This is a genomic window from Paenibacillus sp. FSL R5-0341, assembly GCF_037975235.1.
Classification (GTDB): domain Bacteria; phylum Bacillota; class Bacilli; order Paenibacillales; family Paenibacillaceae; genus Paenibacillus; species Paenibacillus amylolyticus_A.
The window spans coordinates 4,126,905-4,148,591 of record NZ_CP150241.1 but is presented as its reverse complement, the minus strand read 5'-3'; the positions used below and the strand labels follow the sequence as shown (position 1 = coordinate 4,148,591).

At 42.6% G+C, this 21,687-nt stretch carries 23 protein-coding genes; all 23 read left to right on the top strand.

The window, feature by feature from the left end:
- The first annotated feature begins 34 nt into the window (after positions 1 to 34).
- The 23 genes from MKX75_RS18615 to MKX75_RS18505 all read left to right on the top strand — a co-directional run bounded on the left by MKX75_RS18615 (position 35) and on the right by MKX75_RS18505 (position 21,505).
- On the top strand, positions 35 to 4,681 hold the full coding sequence (locus tag MKX75_RS18615) for a hypothetical protein (RefSeq protein WP_339166356.1): 4,647 nt from the start codon (positions 35 to 37) through the stop codon (positions 4,679 to 4,681).
- A 16-nt stretch (positions 4,682 to 4,697) separates the two neighbouring features.
- Entirely contained in the window at positions 4,698 to 5,831 is a 1,134-nt protein-coding gene (locus MKX75_RS18610; RefSeq protein ID WP_339166355.1) for a hypothetical protein, read from the top strand.
- Between the two features lie 59 nt (positions 5,832 to 5,890).
- Entirely contained in the window at positions 5,891 to 7,657 is a 1,767-nt protein-coding gene (locus MKX75_RS18605) for a hypothetical protein (RefSeq protein ID WP_339166354.1), read from the top strand.
- A 1-nt stretch (position 7,658) separates the two neighbouring features.
- Positions 7,659 to 8,009: a hypothetical protein gene (locus tag MKX75_RS18600; protein WP_339166353.1), complete on the top strand. Its 351-nt coding sequence runs from the start codon at positions 7,659 to 7,661 to the stop codon at positions 8,007 to 8,009.
- 13 nt (positions 8,010 to 8,022) lie between these two features.
- Complete coding sequence (locus MKX75_RS18595; protein ID WP_339166352.1) at positions 8,023 to 9,087, top strand: hypothetical protein; 1,065 nt, start codon at positions 8,023 to 8,025, stop codon at positions 9,085 to 9,087.
- 3 nt (positions 9,088 to 9,090) lie between these two features.
- Positions 9,091 to 10,044 carry a hypothetical protein gene (locus MKX75_RS18590; protein ID WP_339166351.1) on the top strand — a complete coding sequence of 318 codons (954 nt, stop codon included), beginning with the start codon at positions 9,091 to 9,093 and terminating at the stop codon, positions 10,042 to 10,044.
- 16 nt (positions 10,045 to 10,060) lie between these two features.
- Complete coding sequence (locus tag MKX75_RS18585; RefSeq protein WP_076331358.1) at positions 10,061 to 10,852, top strand: hypothetical protein; 792 nt, start codon at positions 10,061 to 10,063, stop codon at positions 10,850 to 10,852.
- 13 nt (positions 10,853 to 10,865) lie between these two features.
- Entirely contained in the window at positions 10,866 to 11,426 is a 561-nt protein-coding gene (locus MKX75_RS18580) for a hypothetical protein (RefSeq protein WP_339166350.1), read from the top strand.
- Positions 11,423 to 11,818: a hypothetical protein gene (locus MKX75_RS18575; protein ID WP_036672279.1), complete on the top strand. Its 396-nt coding sequence runs from the start codon at positions 11,423 to 11,425 to the stop codon at positions 11,816 to 11,818. The genes MKX75_RS18580 and MKX75_RS18575 overlap by 4 nt, the downstream gene beginning before the upstream one ends.
- Before the next feature lie 15 nt (positions 11,819 to 11,833).
- Entirely contained in the window at positions 11,834 to 12,751 is a 918-nt protein-coding gene (locus tag MKX75_RS18570) for a hypothetical protein (protein WP_339166349.1), read from the top strand.
- 172 nt (positions 12,752 to 12,923) lie between these two features.
- On the top strand, positions 12,924 to 13,247 hold the full coding sequence (locus MKX75_RS18565) for a hypothetical protein (protein WP_076331362.1): 324 nt from the start codon (positions 12,924 to 12,926) through the stop codon (positions 13,245 to 13,247).
- The gene (locus MKX75_RS18560; RefSeq protein ID WP_076331363.1) at positions 13,216 to 13,413 is read left to right on the top strand and encodes a hypothetical protein; all 198 of its coding nucleotides are present in this window, start codon (positions 13,216 to 13,218) and stop codon (positions 13,411 to 13,413) included. Before MKX75_RS18565 ends, MKX75_RS18560 begins: the two co-directional genes overlap by 32 nt.
- Positions 13,414 to 13,652: 239 nt before the next feature.
- Positions 13,653 to 14,069, top strand: a complete 417-nt coding sequence (locus MKX75_RS18555) for a Na-translocating system protein MpsC family protein (protein WP_076331364.1) — start codon at positions 13,653 to 13,655, stop codon at positions 14,067 to 14,069.
- A gap of 597 nt (positions 14,070 to 14,666) precedes the next feature.
- Positions 14,667 to 15,233 carry a sigma-70 family RNA polymerase sigma factor gene (locus MKX75_RS18550; protein WP_083679489.1) on the top strand — a complete coding sequence of 189 codons (567 nt, stop codon included), beginning with the start codon at positions 14,667 to 14,669 and terminating at the stop codon, positions 15,231 to 15,233.
- A gap of 137 nt (positions 15,234 to 15,370) precedes the next feature.
- Complete coding sequence (locus tag MKX75_RS18545) at positions 15,371 to 15,760, top strand: hypothetical protein (protein ID WP_339166347.1); 390 nt, start codon at positions 15,371 to 15,373, stop codon at positions 15,758 to 15,760.
- A gap of 79 nt (positions 15,761 to 15,839) precedes the next feature.
- On the top strand, positions 15,840 to 16,214 hold the full coding sequence (locus tag MKX75_RS18540; protein ID WP_139331870.1) for a hypothetical protein: 375 nt from the start codon (positions 15,840 to 15,842) through the stop codon (positions 16,212 to 16,214).
- On the top strand, positions 16,211 to 16,426 hold the full coding sequence (locus tag MKX75_RS18535) for a hypothetical protein (RefSeq protein WP_076331367.1): 216 nt from the start codon (positions 16,211 to 16,213) through the stop codon (positions 16,424 to 16,426). Before MKX75_RS18540 ends, MKX75_RS18535 begins: the two co-directional genes overlap by 4 nt.
- A 63-nt stretch (positions 16,427 to 16,489) precedes the next feature.
- Positions 16,490 to 17,206, top strand: a complete 717-nt coding sequence (locus MKX75_RS18530; protein WP_339166346.1) for a transglycosylase SLT domain-containing protein — start codon at positions 16,490 to 16,492, stop codon at positions 17,204 to 17,206.
- 66 nt (positions 17,207 to 17,272) lie between these two features.
- Complete coding sequence (locus MKX75_RS18525; protein WP_076331369.1) at positions 17,273 to 18,076, top strand: sigma-70 family RNA polymerase sigma factor; 804 nt, start codon at positions 17,273 to 17,275, stop codon at positions 18,074 to 18,076.
- Positions 18,077 to 18,237: 161 nt separating this feature from the next.
- A complete protein-coding gene (locus MKX75_RS18520; RefSeq protein WP_339166344.1) occupies positions 18,238 to 19,425 on the top strand; it encodes a D-alanyl-D-alanine carboxypeptidase family protein in 1,188 nt (395 codons plus the stop codon).
- 31 nt (positions 19,426 to 19,456) lie between these two features.
- Positions 19,457 to 20,083, top strand: coding sequence for a nucleoside recognition domain-containing protein (locus MKX75_RS18515; protein ID WP_062835225.1), 627 nt, complete (start codon positions 19,457 to 19,459; stop codon positions 20,081 to 20,083).
- Between the two features lie 6 nt (positions 20,084 to 20,089).
- On the top strand, positions 20,090 to 20,623 hold the full coding sequence (locus tag MKX75_RS18510) for a spore maturation protein (protein WP_062835224.1): 534 nt from the start codon (positions 20,090 to 20,092) through the stop codon (positions 20,621 to 20,623).
- Positions 20,624 to 20,686: 63 nt separating this feature from the next.
- Positions 20,687 to 21,505, top strand: coding sequence for a serine protease (locus MKX75_RS18505; protein ID WP_339166342.1), 819 nt, complete (start codon positions 20,687 to 20,689; stop codon positions 21,503 to 21,505).
- The last annotated feature ends 182 nt before the right edge of the window (positions 21,506 to 21,687 follow it).

The following is a 21,687-nucleotide window of genomic DNA, read 5'->3' as shown; positions in this document are numbered from 1 at the left end:
TTTTGTCGTATAGAGAGATTGGGAGGTGATTGGTATGGGTCATACATTTGGTTTGTTCTCCAAATCACAGAAAGGTGTATTGTTCGCCAATATGAGAGCGAAGATTGCGGACGAAAGTTACGGCAACCCCAATAACCCTGCGTATTTACCGCAGAGTCCCAATGCACCGAGGAGTGAAACGGACCGGCATGGCGAAGAAAATAATCCTATTCTGGGTGATCCAGGTTACGGTCAGATAGGACGATGGCAGACGGTTCAATTGGATGCACTGGAAAACAGTATTGATCAAATCATTGAGCAATATCTGAAAGATAAGTCGTGGTATGCGAGTGTACGATGCCGTGAAGCACTGTGGAATATGTATCGCAGGATTGAATGGTGGGTAGAACAGCAGCAGCCTCCAGATAAAACACAATATCAGCGAGTACTGCAAATGGTGAAAGATTGTATTCACAAAATTCTTGAAAACGCCCAGAAGCCTGGCGGTAGTCATCATGGTGTGTCATTGCCCGTCTGTCCGGCACCCTACTACCATCATTTTAGCGGGAATTACTTTAATCATTTTGATGCAACCGTATATGAGATCCCGCTCTTTTCAATGAAAAAGGACGTCCCGTTCTCGAATAAATTCCCTGATTTCTTCAGATATGTATCATCGACGGAGGATCAGGAATGGGTAGCTGTTCACTCCGTAGGCCGAAATGAACAATCTGGTTCCGAGATGATCTTAAAATTGGATTTAGGGCTTCTGGAGATTGGCAACTCATCCAAAATTACATTTAACTGGCGTGTGAAGCGGTATGGACAGATCAGGTTCAAGTACCTGGCTAGCGCCAAGCGCGGTAATGGTATGCTGTTCTATATTAATGGGCAGCAAGTCGGAGGTGAATGGAGCGAAAATAGTGGATGGCAGGAAGCTGCATTTACGTTGCAGCCAGGACAGATGTACAAGTTCGACTGGCTGATCCGTAAAATGAGACCCGAAGTATGGCAGAACAATGGTATCTATATCAAGGATGTTGAAGTCGTTGAGATTGTGGATACACGTAAGCCGCCTGTGCCTTTGGATATTGATCTGGATGGTGAGGGAAGTGATAGTGATTGGTATGTAAAGTCTTCGAAAAGCATTGCACAAGCCCATTTTCAAGCTCAGTTCATTACAGATGAAGAGCGAAGTAAGACGATGAAAATGAATTTGGATAATGAATGTGACGGTACCGTTTCTTTTGCTTACTTCATGGGAGTAGATAAAGAATCATATCCAACTAAAGATTATGAATTGTTTTTTGATGACATTTTTGAATCCAGAATTCAGCATGGAGAAAGCAGGCATGGTAGCCATGCTCAATCTTTACACGGTGTAGAGTGGAATCTTAATGAGGAATATTCCGAAACAACAGCTAATCAAGCCAAGATTGAATACGAAATTATAGCAGGTCCTGAGACGACTGTAGATTTAAGAGGTGTAGTTGAAGTTATATGTCCAACCTATGATATTGATCATTGGGAGGCGTCGCTTCATAGTCAGGGGATTGGGAATTATCAGTGGCAAATGTCGGGCGGCCCCCCATGGATAAGATCAGGGAATGTATTAAGACTGGATGAACCTACAGAAGGGGATATGATTGCTCAAACTGAAGTGAACTTGCAAGATGAGGGTTGGTTTTTGTTTAGTTATTCTCATCAATTACGAGCTACGGAATCGTTCGAGGTGACTGTAAATGGCATGCTTGAATACTATTCAACGATGCATAGCCAGGGGGATCAGATACGAATTCCGCTAGAGGAAGGTTTAAATATTATCCAATTCTATATTCGAGATTATTACACTGAGCAGCCTTTCATGGATAACATAGAAAAATTATTCACGTACGGGAATAATACTGGCAATACATATCGAACTGTAACTGATTTAGGTTCGTACGTTGATGTGACACGTGGGTGGGACGTAACAGATGCAGGTGCTAGAACTGAAAAAAATGGCGACACGATTAGATATAATGCAGAGTTAAATCCTGGAGCTAAGTTTAGCATTCAAGAGCATATGCGTATCTATCCAGCGATGGACTCGTCATACGATCCCGAAAAGGGGAGTACAAGAGATTTTAACGTTTTTGAAGAGTTGTTTAATGAGGAAGGCAAGTACCATGAAGCATTGAGATTCTCTGGGAATTGGGTGTGGAAAAAAATTGTTAACGGCGATGGGGTCATGTGGGCACAGGGCCATGATCAGGATTTTATATGTGATTTTGAAGCTCATTTAGTCAATTCCGGTTACATCTGTTGGCAATATGGAGGGCAATTTGATCCAGGAGAAAAATTGGAATTACAAATTGATGGTATCTCTGTATGGACAGGAAGTCAGTCGAATGACAGAGAAGGGACCAATTGCATGTATCCTCTACCCTCGGGGAATCATCAATTCCGATGGAGATACCGTGATGGTAAAAAATACACACCAGGTAACGGAGAAGGTAGTTCTGAAAACGGTTCGGAAACTTCCACTGGAACAGGTACGGGAACTGACCAGCAAGGTGGAGCAAAGAAAGATCCCTATGGAGTGAAGTGTTATACAGGAGATTCAAAAACGAATAACATCCAGTACGCACAAAAATCATATGGAGGGCATTCGCCACGTGCTGCTAAGTTTGATGCAATTAATAGAGGAGAAGTTTACTCATCCTCTGGTCAAGCGTACGCATTGGGTGTTACTAAGCAAAATTCGACAATCGTTCGTACGTTTACTGCCCCTAAGATTGGAAATTTCAATTACTCTGAATTGTTGACAGTCTATCCGGTTACCAAGAGAAGAGTATTTGCGAAAAGAGAACTAAATAATAAGAGTGCTCAATATGATCGTGCTGAGACTATTAACAAATCAAATGGTACAGTGGACTATTACTCGTTGGATGTTTCTGGAAACAATCCTCAAAGTCCTGAATATAGTTTATTTGGTCCAGATACCAAGAAGATAACTTTTGAATTCTATTGTGTTGAATCATTTGATATTAAATTTAAATATTTGTGTTACCTGTTGCAAGATTCAATTCAAGCTGGGCGACTTAGGGTTGCTTATTATCCTAAAGACAAAGCAAGTCCAGCGGTAACAATTCTTGATTGTAACGATAATTATGGAGATCAAAAAGGATATAATAGCAAAAGTATTGATGAAGCAAAATGGAAAAAAGCAGAAAAGTTTTCTATTCCAATTACAGTTGAGAAACCTGGAAAATATACATTAATTATAGGTCTTACTGATACTTATAATGGGCGTGAAAGAGGAAAAGAAGGTAATTACTATTACGCAGCCATCAAAGACCTTGTGGTTCGTACTGACGATCCCGATGGTGTGAATCAAAATAAACTGCTAAATCCAGTCTTAGTGGATCGAACAACTTATGTGAATGTTCAGTGGTTTGATTTAACAGACGAAAAAAACAAATTTAATCCGATTAAAATATCCGTCAAAAATGGTCAAAAAGTTAGCGATCACATTAACAGCCCTTACTCATTAATACCCGGGCACAAATATAAAGTGGTTTACACACTTATAAAAGATAAAACCTCAACCAACGCGACAGGTCTTGATGCAGGTGGATTTACATTAAGTGAAGGTAATTTTTCCGAGAGATGGCCTAACTACTGTATTGATGCAAGTGGAAACATGTTCCGTGAAGGCAATTCTCCTCACCCAGGCGAGGAGCCATCGAATCCACCAGATATTACAACACCAGATGGTGGGAGTCATGCTTGGCTAGATGTTATTCGTCTATACCAGAATAACAGCAGAGCGTGTTCTGGCACAAAGATTGTCATTGAAACTTTTGAGGACGGCCAATTACTACTTCCAATAAAAGAAGTGACAAGTGAAAATGATCAAATCATTTCAATTGAAGTCGAAAACACTTCAAATCAGAAGAAAAACTACGAGGTTCGTGTTCGATTCGAGCAGGGATGCCCTGGAGACGGGGCAATGATCTGGGGAGGAAAACTGAATATTGATGATATTATTAAAGTTGAACCATCCTGGGCAGAAGTGACTCACTTTGAAGTTTGGAATAACAAACCGATCTGGATGGGTGGCTGCGATAACAGCAATATGCGCGTGAAAATTACCCGCGAGGACGGAAAAGTGTTATGGGATGAAAAGTATTACGGGGACGGGTATCGTGGCTTCGAACTGAATGATCTGGCTCCCAAGCCATATAGCAAGTATAAAGTGGAGATTACAACAGATCAGAAGGGGCAGATCAGCGAATGGACAGGAAAACGATATCTGACCACCTTCCGGGTACACGACTTCAAAGCCTACGAACGATGGGTATGGGTGCCTGAGCCGTTTGATTGTCAACTGGATTTCTTCATTGACGATGAGCTGATCAAAACATTCACCCAAGAGGGTGGATACTATACTTTTTCACATCCAGTGCCCAAAGGCAAACATGAATTCAAATGGGTGTTCACCTCCCTTCAGGAAGTGGGTACGCGTAGCTACGAATACGCTAATCTGGACTGGATGGAACTGACCAACTGGATATGTGATGACGTCTATGTCATTCCTTACTGCGAAGGCGGTGGGGGGGACAAGTGTGTTGAAGCACTTATTAAATGCTTGCTGGAAGTTTGGAAAGCAAGGCCTAAGATGTGTGTAATCGGCAAACGCATCTGGTTATTCACGTAAAGAAAGGAGGTTCTATATGGGTGTTGCTAGATTGAAAGAGTCAGGCAGGATTTATGAGGATGCGTTCGTAAGCTCCAACCTGGATTCCAAATGGGAAGTACTCCCTAACGATGCTACTCGCTATGAAGCGGGTAGTGGCAGCCTGGTGCTCAAACATGGTCAAGATCCGCTTTATATGTTCTATAAATCTCTGACAGATATGAAGCAATTCGTTATGGATGTGAAGAACAGTTACAATCCCGATACAGAGGGATGCTACGGTGGGATTATTGTTTTTGTAGACGAACATAATTACATGGAGATTGAAGAGTTTCTGGATGTGTCTTTGCCAACGCCTTTGTTAAAGACCTACCCTTGGATTCGTTTGATTCGAGATTACAACTATTATACGGCGTATTGGTCAGATGATGGCTTGATTTGGAACATCATTGGTTCTGTAGAACTGGGGGGAGCTCCTAAAATTGGTCTCTATCTGAAGGGTGAAGGGGAGCACCCCATGCATGTTCAGTATATTCGAATTAACAAAGGAACATCTATTGCCGTAGACAATCTAACCAAAGGAACTGTGGTTGATCTAATCGATCAGAGTGGTGTTGTACTTGAGTCCCGGGTATGCCGATCTGAAGAAACGGTTGTACATTTTAACATGGATCCATATCCATATCCGTTTGAGGGCAATTTCGGGATTAGGCTTCCTGATGGAAATCGGTTTCAGGCCATGGATTCTATAAAGGTATACAAGGGAGACCTAATGTATTTTGAGGTTACACCAGATTTATATTACAAAGAGTCAAATCCTGAAACAGGAGAAGATTTCGATGTGCTTCTTTATCCCAACACGGATCGGTTTCTAGGCTATTTAACGGCAGGTGGTTCTGCTACACAAGAAGTTCGAATGTTTGCCAAGAACCCCATGATATCAGGAGACTTTAAAAATGTAACTTTTGCGCTCACAAGCGGAACGGATAAAGTGCAGATTGCGCCTGATGTTGAAGGCGTTCCTGGATCTTTCAGCTACTCAATCACCGCGTTTACCATTTTGCCAGGAGCGTCCTATCCATTCTGGCTGCGAATGGAAAGGGAAGAATCTCAAGACAGGTATGCCTCCCAGGTCAAATTTTCGCTAAAGATGTATTCGACATACATATGACTTAATCGTATTGGAGTAATTACGTATAGATCATGTAAGGTATGAATGGAGGTGGTCAAATGTCAGTAAGAATTAACCAGTCTCATCGATCATCCGCCAAGAGTCATAAGGAATTGAGTGATATTGGGGTTCGTACGCATGATGAGATTGATTCCTATCTTGCAGAGTTGGAAGAAGCCAGAGGGTCTGCGCTCAGTCTAGGCGACCGAATCACACTCGTAGAAGAATCTGCACACGAAAGCCGAGATTCAGTAAAAGATCATGAGCAGAGACTAGGCGATGTCGAGACTAAGGTTACTTCAAACAGCTCACGATTGGATGATGTTCAGCAGGATATTCTGACGACAATAGCAGATGTCAACACTCTTTCCAAAAGTCAGGATGACCACGAGAAGAGATTGAGCCTGGCTGAGAAGGAAATGAAAGAAGCACGTGGAGCAGAGGCATCCATAGATCATCGATTTGACACGTTGGAGAAAGCGATTGAAGTTGTAGCGAAGCAACCCATTCAGGATCTCAGTGTTACCAACCCTACGTACCTTGATACAAATAACAGTGTTCAAGTTACAATTAATGCAGGACGAGCCAGTATCAACAAGGTAATTGTGGATCAGTTTTCTCAGACATTCAGCATTTCAGACATTGAAGCCAATACGACATATTATATTTTTCTTCATGAAAATGGGGAATACACTTATAGCTCAGATCAAAAAGAGCCCAAGGATGCCATGATCATTGGTGGGCTCGATGTTGGGGTATCTCCAACAACTTCACTCACGGCTTTGGATTTCAGGTATTTCTTAACAAAGGGTTCTGTTGAAAATGACATGTCTGCATTGGGAATTCGTGTAGATGATCTGGAAAAAAACGTTGGTGAGCAAACCACAACAATTGCTACACATCATACGGCAATCAAAGCGGTGGAAGTCCAATTAGAAGCAACTGCTAAAGAAGTTTTAGCTTCAAGAGAAGATAAAAACGGAGTCGTCTATGATGCTCTCAAGGACAGACTGGACAACATGCAGAGCCGCCTTGAACTCGCTGAGAGTCGAGGCACTATGGAGCATCAATCCGTATTTCATTTCACTTCTGCACCTAACAGCAGGTTGTCAACGACTAGAGATTTTCAAGTGCCCAGATATGTGATTGGTTCGAATTCCGCAGAGGTATTTCTGGATGGAATACGCATGGATGCAGGAGACGATTACATTGAATATAATGATACGCTTATACGGTTTACTTTTGATGTGCCTAAGGAAGCCAGAGTAACAGTCATTGGTCGAGGGTCTATTATTAACACCACTTCGGTAACCGAATATACCTATTATCCAGATGGGAAAGTACATACCGAGAAGATTGATGGAGGAATTAACCGTATCATTGAGCACTTCTATAGCCCGGATGGAAATCTGGAACGACAGGAGGTTACAGAGAGTAATGGGCAGATTAAGTCCATTGAGTATCAGCGTGACATTACGGGTAGAGTACTGCGCGAAATCAACAATGGTGCAGAGTATTATGTGCTTCAAGGAGGTGCTACCTTCGATGACACGGACATCCGGAGGAGACTTGTCTTTCTTGAAGGAAGTACACTTGAGCTGGATGTCATATATAATTACTTCTCTAATGGTGACATTGAGTCAGAAGAAGTGTTCTCAGTAGATTTGACTCCACAGCTATTGAAGAAAACATCGTTTACTTACAATGCAGATGGTACCGTTAAGACTGAGACCTTAATCTATGACGGCCAGGGAGTTCAGAAGGCATTTGAATACGATGCTAGCGGTAACATCAAACAAGTAAAAATTAGAAAGGTTGTGATTTGACGTGACGAGGACCGTGCAGGATGTGAAGTTTGCACTACATACCATTATGGATAAATTAGTTGGCAATCACTCGGAGCCATTCAGTACAGAGGAAATTGAAATCCTGATCTTTGCATTTGAAAGCAATATCCTGTTTGATAATGTGGCTCATAAGTTTCTGCCTTCACTTAAAGGGCTACCTGAAATTCATGAGGCTGCTAGTGGTGTGGAGACAGAGGATGGAGCTGGAGACAAAGAGCAGTCTTATCAAGAGAATCTCATAACAGAGAGAAGCGACATGGTGAAATCAATTCTGTTAATCGTATTTAAAGAAAACATCTTTCACGAAATGAAAATCCGATTTGGTGCCTAAGGAGGTGATGTAGTTGGCTGAAAATATTTTGTTAGGTGCCCTTCGTCGGTATGAGTTTTACTCGTATTGTACAAATTTCATTCAAACATTATATGATACGGTGACACAGGATTTATATGGAGATATCCACTGGGAATGGACATTTAGTAGCAATAATACTTATGCTACACCCAGAGCTTGGAATAATTCCAATTACACGTCAGCAAACAATGGGACTATTACAGCGAAAAATACAAAAGATCCTAGTATGTTTTTCACAATTTGCACTAATCTTGCACAAACGAATGCATGGTCTGATCGTGTATATTACAAAAATTATGTATTACGAGCAGGCTTACGTAATAACGGTGATACAGTCATTCCTGATTTATATACTCAAGTTGGTCATCTAAGTGAAATTCCATTACATACAGGGGATTCATACATTGCAAGCAGCAATACAACAAGCTCTCATACAAATGTCTATTTTAAATGGACCTTGTTCACTAGTGAACAATATATCTTTTTATATGGTGAACCTCAGAACAATACTGGGGTTGCGTATCCTGTTCGACTTTACTTAGGAAGACTGAAGCCTTTCGAGGAGGAGGACCCTTTAATCTCAAATGATTTTGTTGGTGTTTTTAGTCATTTTCCAATGGGGCTAAATGACTCAGCAGATGAACTGAAGTATCGGGCAGGTGGGGGGTATATTAGGAGCTCTCGTAATGGAACTCCTAATGCCTTGTATAATTTAGCAACTAGTAGTCAGGTACCTTCACCTGGAGTAGGTGGTAGATTCTTTATCTCTCCTTTTTATGTTTGGCATGATACAGAGGGCGCTAGAGGGGAATTCTATGGAATAAGAACTGCTGTATTAAAAGACGCTAGCCAATATCCAGATGGGTCCATTTTAGACCTCGGAGATGAGAGATATTACGTATTTCATACCAATTCTCAAGCCCATCCTTCAACTTTTCAGGGGTGGTTCACCACTGGGGGGAAATATATTGAGGGTCAACCCTACTTCTTCGATTCAGCGTTACTTCTCGGCGGCGGACAACGAGTGCTGCTATTCGAGATCGAGAAGGAGGTATAGTGCATGACCATGATTCGCAGACACGAGTTTACCAGCACGCTAATCTTATTTACTTCAACACTTGTTAATACCTTGAAGGATGCACTCGATCCTTACTGGGATACCATACATACGGCCGAAACAACTTACGCTAACTGGGGAAATGCACTGCTTACCAATAAAAAAAATTCATCTATGCGGTTTACCATGTGTGTGATTGCACACGCGAGGGGAGTCAATATTCGCTGGGGACTGAAGAACCTGGGGAGCAATGTGGCATCACCAGACCTGTTCGTAAATCCGCCCGTGGACACAGATAAATTCATGACGGAAACGCCATTTTTGTGTCATAACGTACAGAACAATGTAAACTATAAGTGGTCTGTTATTACGAATGAGGATATCCTGTTTATCCATGGAGAGAGTCTGAACTATCCGGAAAGAGCTTACCCGGTACGAATATTCCTAGGTAAATGCCAGCCATTAGAGCAAGAAGACCCGGCGATTACCAATAAATTTTATGGTGTTTTCCCACATATGCCTTTATCCGCTTCGGATAACAACATATCAGATCAATATGATACACCGAGAGGTGTCGTTATGACTTCACGGAATGGAACGGAGTACGCGCTGTACAATTTTGGGACAGAGTCTATTCCTTCTCCAGGTGTAGGTTCCAGATACTATGTTACGCCTTTCATAGTCTATCATCCATCTGAAGGAGCTAGGGGGGAATTCAAGGGTATGCGTTCCATTGTATTTAAAAACAGTGCGCAGCACCCGGACGGATCGATCCTCGATCTTGGCAATGATGGCAAGTATTACGTGTTTCATGTCATAGATCAGGATTATCCGAATACAGACTATGGACGTTATTACTACAATTCGAACCAGGCTCCTGTGTATTCAAGACCGAAGTTCTTCCATGGTGCCAGACTGCTTGGTGGTGGACAAAGAGCGTTACTTTTCCAAATATAGGAGGTGTTTATGAGGAATGGCTAATTTCACAGGCAAAGTTAAGATGAATGAATTATTCGCGAATATTGTTCAAGGCTTTAAAACGATTGCGGGATCTCCCTGGTCTGTTTTTTACGAGACAGCGAGTGTGATCGTGCTCAAATCAGTGGGAACAACAGGTTCAGATAAACTATTCTTCAGACTTGAGGTTGGAAACACGAAAGGAACTTCGGGGAACACATTGACCGTGAGTGTGGCTGAAGATGTGCTGGCAACAGATGGTAGTATTCCTTTGGGCAGAGTCGAAGTGAAAAAGGACTTCCTATGTCATACGAGTGCCGTTGATACGAATCTATTAATCGATTATCAAGTTTCAGTACAACCAAACCGTATTATTATTTATTTGCAGGGGGATGTGAACTCGGTTACCGGTATATCCAATCTGGGTTACTTCGGAATTCTGAACAGGTATGCCACAGAGACAGATTCCTCAAGTTTGAGTGTTGGCCTCAGCTACAACGGGGATAACGGTATCCGGACGTTGCGTGATAAAGATAAACAGATGGTGAATAACATTTACGATGCATACTCTGCCATGCTTCCTGTTAATCCAGGGTGGGGGTCTCTTTATCATCTTGCTCCGGTTATTATGTGTAATGGTGTGGAAGGTCCTAGGGGAGAGCTTATTGATATCTATGCGGTACCTTCTGCCGGAGTTTCCCATGGAGATGAGATCAAAGTGGGCACTAAAACATATAAGGTATACTCGCTGTCGATTGGTGGACAGAGCTTCTTATCAGGAGCTACGGTTGCTGTCCTGATGAATTAAGGTGGTGTTGGACATGGCTATACATCAAGGGAAAGTTGTAGGGACGGCCGAGAGCGGTTCTCTCTATACCCAGAGTAAGGCGGCAGTTCTCCATGGCATTGGATACGATTTTGATGCTGTTCCGTTAACCATTGAAGGTAAGGAAATAGTCTATTCATTAGGAACGTTATCCACTACGGCTGAATTAATTGACATCTACCGTTGGGGTACATGGAGGATGTTGGACAACCATAATGATCAATTGATTGGATACGTTACGGATAAATATATTTATGGGCCAAGAACCAGGGTGGGAGTTCCTGACGAAAAAAATATGATACTGAAGCATAAATTTTTGACTCAATCCAGTGGAGTAGGTTTAATTCGAGACACCATAAGAGGCCTAAAAACAAAACAAAATTTTGCGGGGCTTGATTGGTGCATTAAGGTCAAAATTCCTGTCCAGCAAGCCGAGTTAGTGGGGAAAACGTGGGAGGATTGGTCTTACAGCGGAAGTGGAAACACATCTGGCAATCATCTTCGTCCACGACGGTATCCGGATACGTATATTCCTAGAAGGAGGGAAGACTCTTGAACAGGACATGGAAACTGATGGAGGAGATGAGAAAAGTGCTATTGCCGGTATCGTTTGCCCAAAGAGTAGAGTATGTTGGGGGTGGGGCGAAGGCAATGATTGATATTCCCATGGAACATCCTCGATTCATGATCAAAACGATTAGGGTCATTCCGTCCAGAGAGACGAATGTGGAAGTTCATGTTCTAAACAGTGCGGGTCCACATCCAGAGGTTCTCTATTTCAACAATGCCCAATACTCAACGGGAAATTTTATGGAAGGGATTTACGATATGATCGATTTGCCATATGAGGACGTAGATGGGACTTCAACACTTCACTTGTCGTTAAAAAATCTGGGTACAGATGTGGCCAACTTCGATATTGAGGTCGTTGGTTTGACTACAAGGTGAGAGGAGGACCATCACATGGATATTGTTTCATTCAGCAAAGCTGCCAAAGTAGAACGTGAAGTTAAACAAGCCAGAGATTCTTATGCCTCACTTGATGGTAGACTGGACGCAGTGTCAGTAGGAAACGTGGTCTCGGTCAGACTAAAAACAGAACTTCCAACTGTAGGAGAAGCAGGAAGATTATATCTGATACGCCAAGACTCAAGCAATCAAAATGAATCAACGACTTATACATACAGCGGTGGGAAATATGTAAAGGTGGGTGGTGATCGAGTTTCGAACCATCCTGAGAATGGAACGATTAATCTAAATGGTACCAAAACGGTGATCTATAGCCATCCGGATACACACAGTGCTGATATGTTAACAGATGGAAGTCATAACGTTATCATGACTCTGAACGAACGTGAAAAGTTGTCCGAAATCGAGTTTGAGGCCAATCATTACACACATCCTGATACACACAGTGCCGATATGATCAGTGATGGAGAAACCCATGTGAGCATGACATGGGATGAACGTAAACGCCTTAATGTCATTGATCCGTGGGAATCGATCAGCGATTTGGTAGATTATACAGATGTGGTTACATATTTTGCTTTTGACAATCAGGGAAGAGTTATTCGACAAGTCGTTACAGACAACTACACCGAGCAGCTGGTTAGAGAACCTGTACTGACCCTACCAGCTTCTCCAGAAGGTTACGCACAGGATGATTCCTTCTTGGTCATTTCGATTGGTGAGATATTTCGACATGACGGTCTGGACTTCGTGCAGCTTCCTACGTTGGTAGATGTCATTTATCAGTATGATGATGGGGGAAGAGTGGTGGCCAAGTCCATTACCAGGATGGGAACAACACCTGTTCAAACTAAATTCCAATATATATATGACTCATTCGACAATCGCATAGCGGTTAAGAAATATGAATAGGGAGGGGCTGTTCCATAAGTCATAATGGCTAGGGACAGCCCATTTTTCTTTTAACAACGAAATAGTTTGTGAATCCCGCATCGACATATGAAGATTAGCATTAACGATCTGATGATCAAGGCGTATAGAGAAAGTAGTATGAGAACGTAATTATTCCGGGAGGTGTTGTACGATGAATATTGAACTTACTGCTCATTTCTATTTCAAGGGAAGTGGGAAGAAAAAGACGGTAAACTGGATGGAAGATAATCCTAGATTGCAACAGAAAGAGAAAGATTCGGATAAGGTCGTACGCGAAATTCCGTTAACTGCGGATGAGGTTAAGCAAGAATATCGCCGACTTTTCACCAAACACAAGAACGAGGGGAAATCGATCACGTTGGAAGATACAGACGATGTGGTTCATATCCTTGATCTTGCCGATGTGCGAAATATTGAATTGACCTCTAAGGAGGCGAATACAGATGCTGTACAGGCTGACCTTCGCACTGAATAATGAGGAGATCATCACTACCGAGATGACCTCGGATAAGGAAGATCTGGTTGGAGCCACGGAAGAAGCGTTCGATTTGATCGAACGGGACTATGGTGCCCATGTCGTTTTGAACCTGGTTGCGTTTAGCTTGCTCAAAATAGAGATATCCGATGAAACGATAAATTAAATAGAGCTTTTACGTCAACTAATGTTAGTTTTTCAGCATCAAATTCTAATTTATTTGAATAATTATAAAATATAGTTAATAAAGTGATAGACCCCAAGCCTAGTTCTGGGGTCTATTCCTTTTTCATGAAAAGTTGATAGTGACTTGATTTAATGCATCCATTGAAACTTGTCTTGTATAAGCAGTTTTGATTAAACTAGGTTGAATTCATATGTTCAAGGGCAGTAGAAGGGGTCAGGATGATTGGCAAGGAGGGATGGGACATTGAGATAAAAGACTTGGAAAGAGAGCTCGCAAAGCTGGCATCCAGAATAAGAAAAGATTTTACTGAACGCGGGCCGGTAGATACCAGAGTCTCCATCATGAATCATTTTATCATCTTAAAGTTTACAGCAAAATTCACCAAGCCTGAAGCATTCATGCTGGAACATATGCAATCGCACTCAAGTCAAATTTTCGCCGAATACAAGGTAAAGCTTGCACTAATGATGAGGGAAGATTTCAATCCCGTTTTCTCCTATATCAACATGGGTCTGAAGATTGAAGACATCGAAACAACGTTTTTTGGCCATGATTTTGCGGAACAGATTACAGTCTTCAAGATGAACAAGGATGTTGAAGTGCTGCTGAAAAATGATGAGATAAACATGCCTTAAGACCTAATAATTTCCGTTTAAATACTGGACAGGTTCTTAGGAACTAATTTTGTTGTTGACAATATCCTACATATTTCCTTATACTACCCTTATGGCGATTGAATAGATTAATAATCTTGACGAAGCCTATAACCTTGTTAAAGAACTTGAAGGCCATATCTTCGGTAATTGGGACGAAATAGATGTCAGACCAAGACCGACACATTCCACCATTTTGGTATTTTCCAGTGGTGCGCTCTGTGTTGGTCTTTTTGTTTGTATAAAATGCTTCTTTACCTTTCAACGTATACTTCGTATATAGTCATTAAAAGGCATATAAGCGAACGAAACAAATAAATGTTGCGAACATTAGTTCGTATTTGTTATTCTGAATGTAATCGAATGGGAATGAGGAGGCGGATCAAAGGAGCGGTTTCCTGATCGTTTGTATGTAATTAGGCTTATTAGCTTCAATTATGTGTGACAAGACTACATATGGAATGCGAGATTTGGGAGCAATAGGGAGAATGTAGAGTAAGACCATGCTGGATAGCAACTAGATTGTGAAGAAAGTATGCGAACTACAGATAATTAAATCGTTAATGGGGGAAATGTATAATGTCTGCTACAACTGCTATGGGTTTTGATGATTTATTTGAAATTGGGGATATAGACATGTTCCTGAACAAAGCTCAGGAGAAGTGTCGTCACAAGCTTAGAGGTAAAACGTTTGCCGGGATGGAAAAAGAAGATGTGACCCAGGAGATAATGATCAAACTGGTTAACTCTCTGGACAAGTATGATGCAGAAAAAGCGAAAATGTCGACGTTTGTTGATCATCTTATCGAAAATAAAATCAAGGACATGTACCGCAAATGCATGTCTGAGAAAAATCTCAGTGTGGTTAACGCTGTACAGATTATGTGCACAGATCAGGGTGGTGGCGATGAATCAGAAGGCTCAGATATCGCATTAGCGCTTGGTCATGCTGGTTTTGCTTATGAGAATTTTGAGTTTGTAACAGATATTATGGAGAATATGAAGTTGAATGAACGAGAGAAGCAAATCTTTAAACTTCGGACTTCGGGATATGAATTTGTAGAGATTGCAGGCATGCTAGGTGTATCCAAGGCACGTATATCCCAGTTATGGAAAGCGATTCGTGAGAAATACGAAGCATTGTAGTCATAAATGGCAATTAATAGCCTAAGTTTGATGAAGATAGATTCAGTAACCTACATAGAACAGAGAGAGCACCCTTAACTGGGTGCTTTTTTATGTCGTATAGAGAAATTAGTACAGAGTAAGAAAGGCGGAACAAGATGCTTAGTGTGGTGGTTTTGGGGTTTGCGATGGAACGTCTGGAGGAATTTTCGGATATCGCTTGGGCAAGTCATGATGCTTCGACAGCTTCTGATTTGAGCAACAGGGAGTATGGCTTGATTATTGAGAAAGTAGTCCTACAAGCCGATGCTGTCTTGGTTAATCTGGATATGAATCATTTGACTTCTACTGATATTGTGATCATTCATCATGCTTATATTCATAAAAAACCGATCTTGGGTGTAGGTTTTACGCAGCTGGAGCCTGTGATTGAAGAATTTATCTCCAAACGAGTGGCTGATCTGGACATGGCTGTTCACCATATGCGGACGAACTATTTGGTCATAAGCAGCAACGGAACCAATACTTCATCTGCGCCTTCAGTTTAACTGCCGATCTGATACCACGTATAGAGAATGTAAGGGCATGAATGTTAACCAGACTTTAATTCAATGGAGGAATAATTCAATGACACATATGATCAAAGCAAAAGAAGATAAATTAACGGAAGAAATCGTAGCCAGTATGATTGGAAAGTATATCCACGCGCCGACCAATATGCATGAAATCCAGACGCCAACCGGCGCAACAACGAAAGCGAACGTATGGTTTGCTGGTTGTGTAGCTGGTTACGAAAAAGCCGTTATTGGATTCAACTACGAAGAGGGTGCCTTCCATGAAGAACTACAAACATTTTATAACGTTCATTTAACGGATGGTATGGGGTACATTCTGACAAGTGCTTACGAACTGGAGATTCATGAACTGACCGAAGAGGAGTTTAATCAACTCATTGAAGAGAAAAAGGAAGAGGAACAAGACTCATCGGGTGAAGAGCAATGAAAGTGTTAAACTACGCCTCGGATTTAGCTGTAAAAACGTTTGTGTCCGCTAGCGCTGCAGGTGTGGAAGAATTAATCAACGCATGGATGTTATCCAAACCACACACGTTCGTTACCGGACTGGAGTTTAGCTCCACCGTTGATCCATCCAGTAACACGTTGGAATTTGCAGCAATCATTGTATATCAGCCAAGTGAACAAGATCAATCCTGACTTAGGTGTGAGATTATTTCTTCTATTATATAGAGGCTTTCATTAAGGAGGTGGGCGAATCTGTTGCTCACTTTAGAAAGAGTAGTAGGTATTGTTATTGCTGTTGTGATATTAGCTTCGCAATATGGGAGTCTATCGGCATCAGGAAATTACAAACGCGTCGACGAAAAAATAGTTATCTTCAAGAGATTAAAACAAGCAACGGAAGCAGAGCAGGTAAAGCCAGTAAAACCAATGAAGCAAGAAAAACAAGAAAAACAAGAGAAGCAAGAAAAGCCAGAGAAAAAAGATAAAGATCAATCCGTTGCACCTGCGCTCATACAAATGACGGATATGCTTGAGCAGTATATAGAACTCCACCATGAGAAAACAGTGAGCCGAGCAAAGCTACTGAAGTATGTGAAGTGGGCAGTCCAATATACGAAGGATACGGATATCGATTCTGTATGGATTCTGGCTATGATGTGGCAGGAGAGCCGAATGTTAGAGGATAGTGTATCATCTCATGGAGCGATTGGGTTGCTTCAGATTCTTCCAAGTACAGCCAGAGCGTTCGGTGTGAGCAAAATTGATTTATATCAGCCCAAAACGAATATCAGAACAAGCATTACGTACATGGAGTATCTTATGGACAAATATGATGGGAATCTTCGTACAGCAACCATTGCGTACAATCAGGGGGAAGGCAATGTGGCTAAGGGAAAAGCTCGCCCCTGGTACTACAATCAAGTGAAGGAACATCATAACAAGATGCTTCAAGTGATCAAAAAAGGTCAATAAACATCATTTAACAATAGAATTTGAATACTATAAGATCGTTTATCAATTTTACATAGGGAGATCCAAATGGGAAAATTTCCAGAACATATTAGCACGAATTTGCAAGCAAATAAGAAGTATTACACTATGGATGAGGTAGAAAATATTGAACGTTGTAAGCTCGATGAGCATTTCCTCGGGGACTGTATTCTGGTCAATGAGAACCTGATATGGCATTCCGTTCATAAGTATATTGGAAAACCTGAAATGATTATTAAGAATCATTGTGTGGAGAAGGATGATATTCTTCAACTGGGCCGTCTGGGGTTCATCAAAGCGGTTAAGGCATTTGATACGGGCCGTGGCGTAAAATTCAGTTCGTTTGCTGTCACTGCCATTGTCAGAGAAATTAGATGTTTTCTGAGAGATAGTGCAAGCATTATTCGTCCAACTCGCACAGCTACGGAATTAATTAACCGAATCAATCGACTTGAGCACGATATGGGCTATCTCCCACCAGCACATGAAATCGCATTGTTGCTTGATGAGGAAGAAGAGAAGATCAATAAAGCACTTCAAGTAGGTAAAGGTGTGAAATACCTGGATGAACCAGTAGGTGCTGATGATCAACAAACCCAGTCAGTTACGTTGCTGGATACCATCTATAGTGGGGAGAACATTGAAGAAGGTGTTCTGGACAAGTTATACGTTGATGCGGTTATTGATTCGGTCAAGCGCAAACTTAGTGAGAAAGAAGTAACTGTGTTGAAGCATCGTGTAGACGGTTTTAACCAAACCCAGACCGCAGATATGGAAGACATCAGCCAGATGAGAGTCTCCAGAATTATGAGAAAAGTGGCTAAAATGCTGGATAAACCGGATCAGGCGTAATCGTTAACCTAGCTCTTCATCACTTACATAGTGCCTCATACATAACCCCTCCCGCATCCCAGCGAGAGGGATTTTTTGTTGTTTTTGCCCTATGGGACATACTCCAAGTTGTCCGGACATAAGATAGTACAAGATTCCAAGTGACCCGGAGGAATGAATTGATGCGAAAAATAACGAAAATCATTGCATGCATGCTTATCCCTGTCTTCTTGCTGTCTTCATTAGGGGTTACTCAAGCCCAGGCAACGATTCAAGGTCCATCTACGCATGCTCAAAGCGCTGCTCTCATTGATGTCACATCAGGCCGGATCTTATACAGCAAAGATGGGGATAAGGAACTGCGCATCGCCAGCCTGACCAAAATCATGACAGCGATCGTAGCGATCGAACACAGCAAGCTGGATGAGAAAGTGAAAGTGTCTCCCTCGGCTTTCGCCAAAGAAGGATCTTCTCTCTATCTCAAGTTAGGTGAAGAGATGACACTCGAGAACATGTTGTACGGGCTAATGCTCCGTTCAGGCAATGACGCGGCCTCTGCGATCGCAGAACATGTGGGGGGGTCGGAAGAAGGGTTTGTACTATTAATGAACAAAAAAGCCGAGCAAATTGGTCTGACCCATTCCCACTTTATGAACCCTCACGGACTTGATGCAGAAGGTCATTACTCAACAGCCAATGATTTGGCGAGATTAACTGCCTACGCGTTGCACAATCCGGTGTTTAAACGCATCGTAGCTACGGAAGACAAATCCGCACCGAATCCCAATGAAAGCTGGGAATACTCCTGGCACAACAAAAATAAAATGCTGCGGATGTATGAAGGTGCGGATGGCGTGAAAACCGGCTATACGAAAAAAGCATTCAGATGTTTGGTCAGCTCTGCTACACGTAATGGACAGCAGCTCGCTGCGGTAACGCTGAACGATGGAAACGATTGGAACGATCATGCTCGGATGCTTGATTTCGGGTTTGAATACTTTCCGTTGGTAGAGGTGGCCAAACAAGAACAGCCTGTGCAAAATACTGATGTCGTTACAGGCCGGGGATTTTGGTACCCACTGGCTAAGAGTGAGCAAAGCTCATTGACCAAGAAGTTGATTCTGCACCAGAATCGAACACAGTCAGAAACGGAAGGCAAGGGACCATCAACAGATCCTTCGTTCGGGTTGGCGGGTCGCATTGATATGCAGTTAGACGGCAAACTGGTGGGCTCGATTCCGGTATATCGCAAAGGTAGTTTTATTCCTCCTGAGCCGAAGACAGAAGAGGCTACAATGGGTGGAATCGGCAATGTCTCTTCCTGGGCAGCTGCATGGCGTGCCGTGTTAAGTCACCTGTTATCTCCTTAACTAAATCACCTTTGAAGGGAGGATGTAACCCATGATCAATCTAATTTGGCTACTCATGATCTTAATCGGATTTGCTTTTGCGGCCATCAACGGCAATATCGAAGTGGTCACGCAAGCCGCTTTCGATGGAGCGGCAACGGGAGTCACGGTCTGTTTTGGACTGATCAGTGTGCTTGTGTTCTGGATGGGCATGATGAAAATGGCTGAAGATGCCGGTCTCCTAGCCCGGATCGCTAAGCTGCTGGGTCCGGTTGTTGGTTTTCTATTCCCCGATGTGCCCAAAAATCATCCGGCGATGGGTTATATTCTCTCCAATATGAGTGCCAATCTGCTAGGGTTAGGAAATGCGGCTACTCCGATGGGAATCAAAGCCATGCAACAACTGCAAGAGCTTAATCCGGACAAACAAACGGCTTCTCCTGCCATGTGCACCTTACTGGCTCTGAATACGGCGAGCATTACCATTATTCCAACAACGCTGATTGCGATCCGGTTAAACTATCATTCCGCAAATGCTACAGAGATTGTAGGAACAACACTAATGGCTACCATTATCGCTACACTTGCTGCCATAATCGCCGATCGCTGGTATCGAAACAGGGCATTACATAAACCGCCGCGCATACAGAAAAGTGGCAATCCCGGCATGAAAGGATGAGCACCCTTGTTAACCTTCATCAACTGGATCTCTGTCTGGGCCATCCCGGTTATTATCGCGTTTGTTCCATTATATGCGTTTACCAAAAAGGTCCCGGTATACGAATCCTTTGTTGATGGGGCCAAAGATGGATTCTCTACTGCAATTAGCATAATCCCGCATCTCGTGGGCATGATGGTCGCAATCAGCGTCTTTCGTGCCTCGGGTGCACTGGATTTTGTGATTAGCCTGTTAGCTCCTCTTGTATCCTGGATGGGTGTACCGGGGGAAGTCTTGCCACTCGGGATTCTGCGTCCGTTGACCGGGACAGGCTCCCTTGCGTTTACAACCGATCTGATCAAAACCCATGGCCCTGATTCCATGATTGGACGCATGGCATCTACCATTCAGGGAAGTACAGATACCACGTTATACGTGCTGACCGTCTATTTTGGAGCTGTAGGCATACGGAACGGTCGGTATGCGCTCAAAGTAGGGTTGTTTTCCGATGTCGTTGGTTTTATTGCTGCGCTCGCCATTTGTTTGCTCGTTTTTGGTTAAAAGATATCTCCTTTCCTTCCGATATATTAGATATGCTAGAATAATAGCGGAGGAGAGTGAGACATGCAGAAGAGTTGGAAACGAATGCTCCGTGTCGGAATGACAGGCGTGCTTGCCATTGCAATGCTCGCAGGGTCAACGGGGCTGGCGGCGGCTCAAGCCGTTCAGACGATACATTTTACAGGATACTTCGACAAACAGCTGCGTGCACAAATGGCGGTCACAGCGGATTCTTTTCCAGTCGTGAATGTACGTTTGGTCAAGCAGAATGAACCCGATATGGTATATTATGATGTTGGTACCTCAATACTGATCTCCAAGGATGAAGTGCTCACGAATTACCATGTCGTTCAGAGTTATGCTGAACTGTCTGATGGTGATGAAGGCACACTGACTGTTGCAAGTCCGGGTTCGTTGGGTCAGCCTGTAAAGGCAAAGATCATTAAAACAGATCCGGTGACAGATATGGCATTGCTGAAGTTGGACAAGGAGATAGACGCCAAACCGGTTACGTTCACGAACGCAAGGGATAACCAGGTCGTCTACACCATTGGATTCCCCAAAAATCCTGCTGGTGATCTGGTCATTCTGGATGAAGATTTCCCTTCAACCTACAATACGATAGCAAAAAGCCGGGTGTTCAGTTCCCAGGCTTCGGATGTTCCAGGCAAGAAGGGAATCGGCAGTATTGTGAAATCCATGGCACAAGGTAATTCAGGTGGCCCTGTTCTGGATCAGAATAACCGGGTAATCGGCATGATGACGTTTGTGTATGGTGGACGAACCTATTATATTACTTCCAAAACATTGCAGTCTTTCATTAAAGATAGCACCACGCCTGCCAAAAAGCAGGTTGCGGTTGCCGGTAAAGTTTCCAATTGAATGATTTGAGAAAAAGGCTTATCTTTATGCCATCTGTGTTCAACAGGTAGTGTAAGGGTAAGCCTTTTTTTTGCATCCTTCTGAAGAAGGAAGGTAGGCTAAAATGGATATTTGTGACGCCAGTTTACAAAATCCTTGGATAATCCTTGTGATTTCCCTGCGTGATGGGTATCATTAGTGTG

Excerpts from the sequence above, each read along its gene's own strand:
- MKX75_RS18615 (WP_339166356.1), top strand. The coding sequence starts at position 35 with ATGGGTCATACATTTGGTTTGTTCTCCAAATCACAGAAAGGTGTATTG.
- MKX75_RS18610 (WP_339166355.1), top strand. The coding sequence starts at position 4,698 with ATGGGTGTTGCTAGATTGAAAGAGTCAGGCAGGATTTATGAGGATGCG.
- MKX75_RS18605 (WP_339166354.1), top strand. The coding sequence starts at position 5,891 with ATGTCAGTAAGAATTAACCAGTCTCATCGATCATCCGCCAAGAGTCAT.
- MKX75_RS18590 (WP_339166351.1), top strand. The coding sequence starts at position 9,091 with ATGACCATGATTCGCAGACACGAGTTTACCAGCACGCTAATCTTATTT.
- MKX75_RS18585 (WP_076331358.1), top strand. The coding sequence starts at position 10,061 with ATGGCTAATTTCACAGGCAAAGTTAAGATGAATGAATTATTCGCGAAT.
- MKX75_RS18580 (WP_339166350.1), top strand. The coding sequence starts at position 10,866 with ATGGCTATACATCAAGGGAAAGTTGTAGGGACGGCCGAGAGCGGTTCT.
- MKX75_RS18570 (WP_339166349.1), top strand. The coding sequence starts at position 11,834 with ATGGATATTGTTTCATTCAGCAAAGCTGCCAAAGTAGAACGTGAAGTT.
- MKX75_RS18565 (WP_076331362.1), top strand. The coding sequence starts at position 12,924 with ATGAATATTGAACTTACTGCTCATTTCTATTTCAAGGGAAGTGGGAAG.
- MKX75_RS18560 (WP_076331363.1), top strand. The coding sequence starts at position 13,216 with ATGCTGTACAGGCTGACCTTCGCACTGAATAATGAGGAGATCATCACT.
- MKX75_RS18555 (WP_076331364.1), top strand. The coding sequence starts at position 13,653 with ATGATTGGCAAGGAGGGATGGGACATTGAGATAAAAGACTTGGAAAGA.
- MKX75_RS18550 (WP_083679489.1), top strand. The coding sequence starts at position 14,667 with ATGTCTGCTACAACTGCTATGGGTTTTGATGATTTATTTGAAATTGGG.
- MKX75_RS18545 (WP_339166347.1), top strand. The coding sequence starts at position 15,371 with ATGCTTAGTGTGGTGGTTTTGGGGTTTGCGATGGAACGTCTGGAGGAA.
- MKX75_RS18540 (WP_139331870.1), top strand. The coding sequence starts at position 15,840 with ATGACACATATGATCAAAGCAAAAGAAGATAAATTAACGGAAGAAATC.
- MKX75_RS18535 (WP_076331367.1), top strand. The coding sequence starts at position 16,211 with ATGAAAGTGTTAAACTACGCCTCGGATTTAGCTGTAAAAACGTTTGTG.
- MKX75_RS18525 (WP_076331369.1), top strand. The coding sequence starts at position 17,273 with ATGGGAAAATTTCCAGAACATATTAGCACGAATTTGCAAGCAAATAAG.
- MKX75_RS18520 (WP_339166344.1), top strand. The coding sequence starts at position 18,238 with ATGCGAAAAATAACGAAAATCATTGCATGCATGCTTATCCCTGTCTTC.
- MKX75_RS18515 (WP_062835225.1), top strand. The coding sequence starts at position 19,457 with ATGATCAATCTAATTTGGCTACTCATGATCTTAATCGGATTTGCTTTT.
- MKX75_RS18505 (WP_339166342.1), top strand. The coding sequence starts at position 20,687 with ATGCAGAAGAGTTGGAAACGAATGCTCCGTGTCGGAATGACAGGCGTG.